Annotated in this window: 4 protein-coding genes; all 4 read left to right on the top strand. The window is 61.0% G+C overall.

Translation table 11 applies throughout. The annotated features are described in order from the left end of the window. On the top strand, nt 1-253 hold a 253-nt coding region (locus DWX39_RS11060), incomplete at its 5' end, for a hypothetical protein (RefSeq protein WP_158561657.1). Next, on the top strand, nt 253-957 hold the full coding sequence (locus tag DWX39_RS10560) for a signal peptidase I (RefSeq protein WP_117759904.1): 705 nt from the start codon (nt 253-255) through the stop codon (nt 955-957). The genes DWX39_RS11060 and DWX39_RS10560, both read left to right, overlap by 1 nt. A gap of 125 nt (nt 958-1,082) precedes the next feature. Further along, nucleotides 1,083-2,105 carry a DMT family transporter gene (locus DWX39_RS10555; protein ID WP_233508933.1) on the top strand — a complete coding sequence of 341 codons (1,023 nt, stop codon included), beginning with the start codon at nt 1,083-1,085 and terminating at the stop codon, nt 2,103-2,105. A 149-nt stretch (nt 2,106-2,254) separates the two neighbouring features. Next, nucleotides 2,255-4,567 carry a DUF4012 domain-containing protein gene (locus DWX39_RS10550; protein WP_117759900.1) on the top strand — a complete coding sequence of 771 codons (2,313 nt, stop codon included), beginning with the start codon at nt 2,255-2,257 and terminating at the stop codon, nt 4,565-4,567. Nucleotides 4,568-4,692 lie beyond the last annotated feature (125 nt).

Here is a 4,692-nt window from a genome sequence, read left to right as displayed (position 1 = left end):
TGCTCGCGCGGAGATGCAGCAGCGCCTGGACGCGCTGGCGCAAGAGCTGGAGCGGGCCGAGCGCAACCGTGAGCGTGCCGAGCGCCGCGCCGAGGGCAACAGCCTGTCGCGCTATCTGCTGGCCCGCTTGCGCGGCGAGGCTGGCGAGGGCGTGGCCACCGCGCCTGACGAGGATGGCGCTTCTGCGGCGGATGCCACCGAGGCCGAGGTCGCTGCCGACCCCGAGACTTCCGCAAAGGACGACGACAAGTGATGAAGCACGTGCTCCGCGTGATCAACGTGTTAGCGACCGTGGTGATCCTCGTCGCCTTTGTGGTGCTGCTGCGCACGGTGTTCACGCCCGCCGGCGAGATCCCCACCATCATGGGCTACGGCTTTATGCGTACGCTGACCGGCTCGATGGAGCCGGCGATTCCCGTGCACTCGTTTATCGTCGTCGATACCGACAACAGCCAGGCCTACCAGGTGGGCGATATCATCACCTTCCATTCGTCCGATGACGTGCTGGAGGGTTCGCTCAACACGCACCGCATCGTATCCGTGGAGGCCGCGTCCGACGGTTCGCCGGTCTACCACACCAAGGGTGACGCCAATCCGGTCGAGGACGCCGCACCCGTGCCCGCCGCCGATGTTGTGGGCCGCGTGGTCTTTGTCTCGGCAGGCCTGGGCGTTGTGGTGTCGCTGCTCACCAATCCGCTGCTGTTCTTTCCGCTTATCGTGGTGCCGCTGATCGTGCTGCTGCTGCTCGAGATTCGCCATATGGTCAAGACAACGCAAGAGGTGGCACGCGCCGAGGACGAGGCCGCCCTGCGCGCAGCCGTGGAGCAGATTCGCGAAAAACGTCGCCGCGAGCAGGAAGGCCGGGACAGTGTCAAGGACCCAGGCGATGACGATCGTGCCCAGGGGCGTGCGGAAGCCGACCCCGACGCCCTCGACGATTCCAACCACTCGGCATAGCTCATCCGCACCTTTCGTCCCTACAATAGGGACGCTCGTAGATGTTCCGATTCGCCCGCTTTTCCATACCAATATTCGTGCTACAGTTTGAGCGCTTTGTTGCCAATTGATTTCGGGGGAGTGGGATGGAACAGGAGCGCTCGGCGCAGCGTGCACGTGAAAGGGCTTCGGTACCGATGACGGCGGCGTCCGATTTTATCGTGCCCGAGGGCACCGACGAGCTCAGCCGTAGCACCCGCCGCGCCTGGCGCGAGCGCCTTAACGATGCGTCGTCGCGCAAGATGATCACGGGCGTCTTGGCTACGCTGGTGGGCGGTTCGTTTTGGGGCTTCTCGGGCACCAGCGCGAGCTTTCTGTTCGATACCTTCCACGTCGACACCTTGTGGCTTATGAGCGTGCGTCAGATTCTCGCCGGTCTACTCTTTATGGCCGTGGTTGTAACGCGCGACCGCGAGCGCCTGATTAAGCTCTGGACCACACCCGCCGACCGCAAACAGCTGCTGCTCTTTACCGCCTTTGGCCTGCTGTTCAACCAGTTTTGCTATCTTTCGGCCGTGCGCCTGACGAACGCCGGGACCGCGACGGTGCTCCAGTGCCTGCAGCTCGTTATCATCATGGGCTACACCTGCGTGATCGATCGCCGCATGCCGCGTACTCGCGAAGTCATCGGCATTGGCCTGGCTCTGGGTGGAACCTTTTTAATCGCCACCGGCGGCGACCCCACCAGCCTGAATATCTCGCCGCTTGGCCTGGCAGCAGGTCTTATGTGTGCGGTCAGCGCCGCGTGTATGGCGGTGATTCCCGCCAAGATTCTGCCCGAATACGGCAGCCCCATCGTCACGGGCTCGGCAATGCTCACGGCGGGCGTGGTCTCGTGCGTCTTCGTGCAGCCTTGGGCGCATATGCCGGCGCTCGATGCCGCCGGTATCGAGGCACTCGCGGTGTTCGTGGTTATCGGCTCGTTTTTTGCTTACATGCTCTATATGCAGGGCGTTAAGGACATCGGCTCGGTGCGTGCGAGCCTCATCGGAACTGTGGAGCCGGTTTCGGCGACCATCACCAGCGCCGTGATGCTGGGCACAGTGTTTTTGCCGACCGACCTTATCGGCTTTGCCATGATCATCGTGATGATGTTTCTCACGGTGTAGCTGGTGCCGCCGCCAAGACAGAAAAGGTGTTGTGCCGCATTTTCGCCAATTGATGTCCGTGTCTGGAGTTTAGCTGTCGATGCTCAAAATGCCATAAACTAGTAACGTTATGGACTTTTTCATTGCGACTCAATTGCGAGGATTTCTTTATGGCTGGTAATCACTTTAAGGGCAGCGATAGCGGCCGTCCTGCAGTTCCGCCGCGTCCGAACGGGGCTGGTAAGGCCGGCACGCCGGGCGGCGCTGGACAGGGCGGTTCCGGTAAGCGCGTGTCCCCGGGCGAGACGGCGATGTTTACCGCTCTGTACGAGCAGTCTCAAAAGGCAAAAAAGACCGGCCGTGCAAGAGGGAATGTCTTTGCGGGCGGTGCAACCTCCGCGTCGCGGCCGAGTGGGGCTCCTTCGGTACCCGCGAACAACGCAGGTGCTACCAACGCCGCGAATGCCGCCGGCAACGTTAATGCCGGCAAGGCCGCCAACAATACTCCCTCTGCCGGTGGCGCGGGGCTTACGGGTAACCTTGGCACGATTTACACCGGCGCCTCCGAGACTGGCACGTTCGCCCGCCTGGATGATAGCGGTGCCGAGTTTGCGGGCTCGGGTTCCAAGGAAGATTATTACGATTTTGGCTTGAACTATGGTAGCGACGCTTCGTCGAGTTCGACCTCTGACGGTCTGGTCCGTCATCGCCATCGCAAGGGCGAACGCAAAAAGCGTCACACCGGCGCCATTATTGCCGCTGTAGTCGCGGTGCTTCTCGTTGCGCTTGGCGCAAGCGGCTTTATGCTGCTTAACTCGGCAAAGACCGTAAAGAGTGAAGCGAAGGAGGCCGTCGAGATTGTCGGTGGCCTTAAGGACAAGGTCACGTCGGGCGATTTTTCGACGCTGCCTGACGACGCGAAGAAGATTGATGAGCTTTGCGACAGCATGAAGGTGGAGACCTCGAGCCCGCTGTGGACGGCGGCTTCGTTTATCCCGGTGTATGGCAGCGACATCAATGCGGCCCGCACCATGATCGACGCCCTGTCCGATGTCTCGAGCAATGCGCTGGTTCCCATGGCCGATAACCTTTCGCAGGCCACGCCCGGCAAGCTGTTTCAGGACGGCATGATTAACGTGTCCGCGCTGCAGGCGGTCGCCGATTCGCTTTCCAGCAGCTCGAAGGTGTTCAAGAGCGCCAACGAGAAGATCCAGGGCATTGGCGATACTCATATTTCCCAGGTGACCGAGCTGGTCGATAAGGCCAAGGACGGCTTTGCCACCCTCAACGGCGCGGTTGACGCGGCGGAGAAAGTCGCCCCCGTCCTTCCCCAGATGCTCGGCGCCAACGGCCAGACGCGCAACTACCTTATGTACGCCATGAACAACGTCGAGATTCGTGCCTGCGGCGGCTTTGGCGGTTCGCAGGGCCTGATTTCGGTCACCGACGGCCAGATGTCGATTGGCGAGTTTGTTCCATGTATTGCGCTTGGCAAAGAGGAGGCGGTTGAGAGCGTCGACGAAGAGGACGAGGCACTGTTTGGCGACCACAGTAACCTGTACAACTCTGGTAACGCGTATTCGCCCGATTGGCCCCGCAACTCGCAGCGTGTCGCCGCGCTGTGGAAGTCCCAGTATGGGCAGGACGTTGACGGCGTCGTGGGTATCGACCCGGTGTTCCTGCAGTATCTGCTGGGCCTCGTCGGTAATGTCTCGCTGCCCGACGGAACGGTTGTCGACGGCACCAACGCCGCAAAGGTCCTCATGCACGATGTGTACTGGAACTATCCGGTCGAGGAGTCTGACGGCATCTTTGCATCCGTCGCCAGCGCTGCCTTCGACAAGATCCTTGGCGGTATCGGCGATGTCGATGTTACGAAGCTTGTCAGCGCCGTTGAGCGCGGTGCTGAAGAGGGCCGCCTGATCGCGTGGATGAAAAACGATGACGAGCAGAACGCTATCAAGCAGATGAACATCGACGCCTCGCTGCCCGATCCGGATGACCCGAGTGAAGATCCCGTTGCTGGTGTCTACTTTAACAACCTGAGCTTCTCCAAGCTCGACTGGTACCTGAATGCCGATACGCAGATTGGCCAGGGCGTCAAGAACGGTGACGGCACGTGCTCGTATCGCATCACCGTTACCCTGACGAACATCATGACGCAGGAGGAGGCAGGCAAGCTGCCCGACTACGTCGCGGCGAGCGCACCCGATGCAGCGCGCGACGACGAGCGTCTGAATGTCTCGTTGTTTGCACCGACGGGCGGCAACATTACTGATCTGACCGTCGAGGGCACCCAGTTTGGTCTTGGCGCCGCTACGTGGCATGGAATCCCCTTCTATTCGGGCACCGTTGACCTGCATGCTGGCGAGACGACGACGATCACATATACGCTGACCACGTCGGCCGAGGCGGGGGACAAGCCGCTTACGCTGCGTCAGACTCCTACATGCCAGGCGGCTCGCGACAGCGCGTCGGCGTAGGATTTTTCTGGTAGCGCAGATAATCGAGTACCATTTTGGGGCGGACAGGCAATCTGTTCGCCCCTATTTTGTAAGGAGAGCGCATGAAGTAGGTAGCGCGCAGAGATGTGGTGTAAGAGGCGGGG

The sequence above is a fragment of the Collinsella sp. AF19-1LB genome, from assembly GCF_003459655.1.
In the GTDB taxonomy this organism is placed as follows: Bacteria; Actinomycetota; Coriobacteriia; order Coriobacteriales; family Coriobacteriaceae; genus Collinsella.
This window is presented reverse-complemented; position numbering and strand designations above follow the sequence as displayed.

Coding starts and splice junctions, on each gene's coding strand:
- DWX39_RS10555 (WP_233508933.1), top strand. CDS start 1,083: ATGGAACAGGAGCGCTCGGCGCAGCGTGCACGTGAAAGGGCTTCGGTA.
- DWX39_RS10550 (WP_117759900.1), top strand. CDS start 2,255: ATGGCTGGTAATCACTTTAAGGGCAGCGATAGCGGCCGTCCTGCAGTT.
- DWX39_RS10560 (WP_117759904.1), top strand. CDS start 253: ATGAAGCACGTGCTCCGCGTGATCAACGTGTTAGCGACCGTGGTGATC.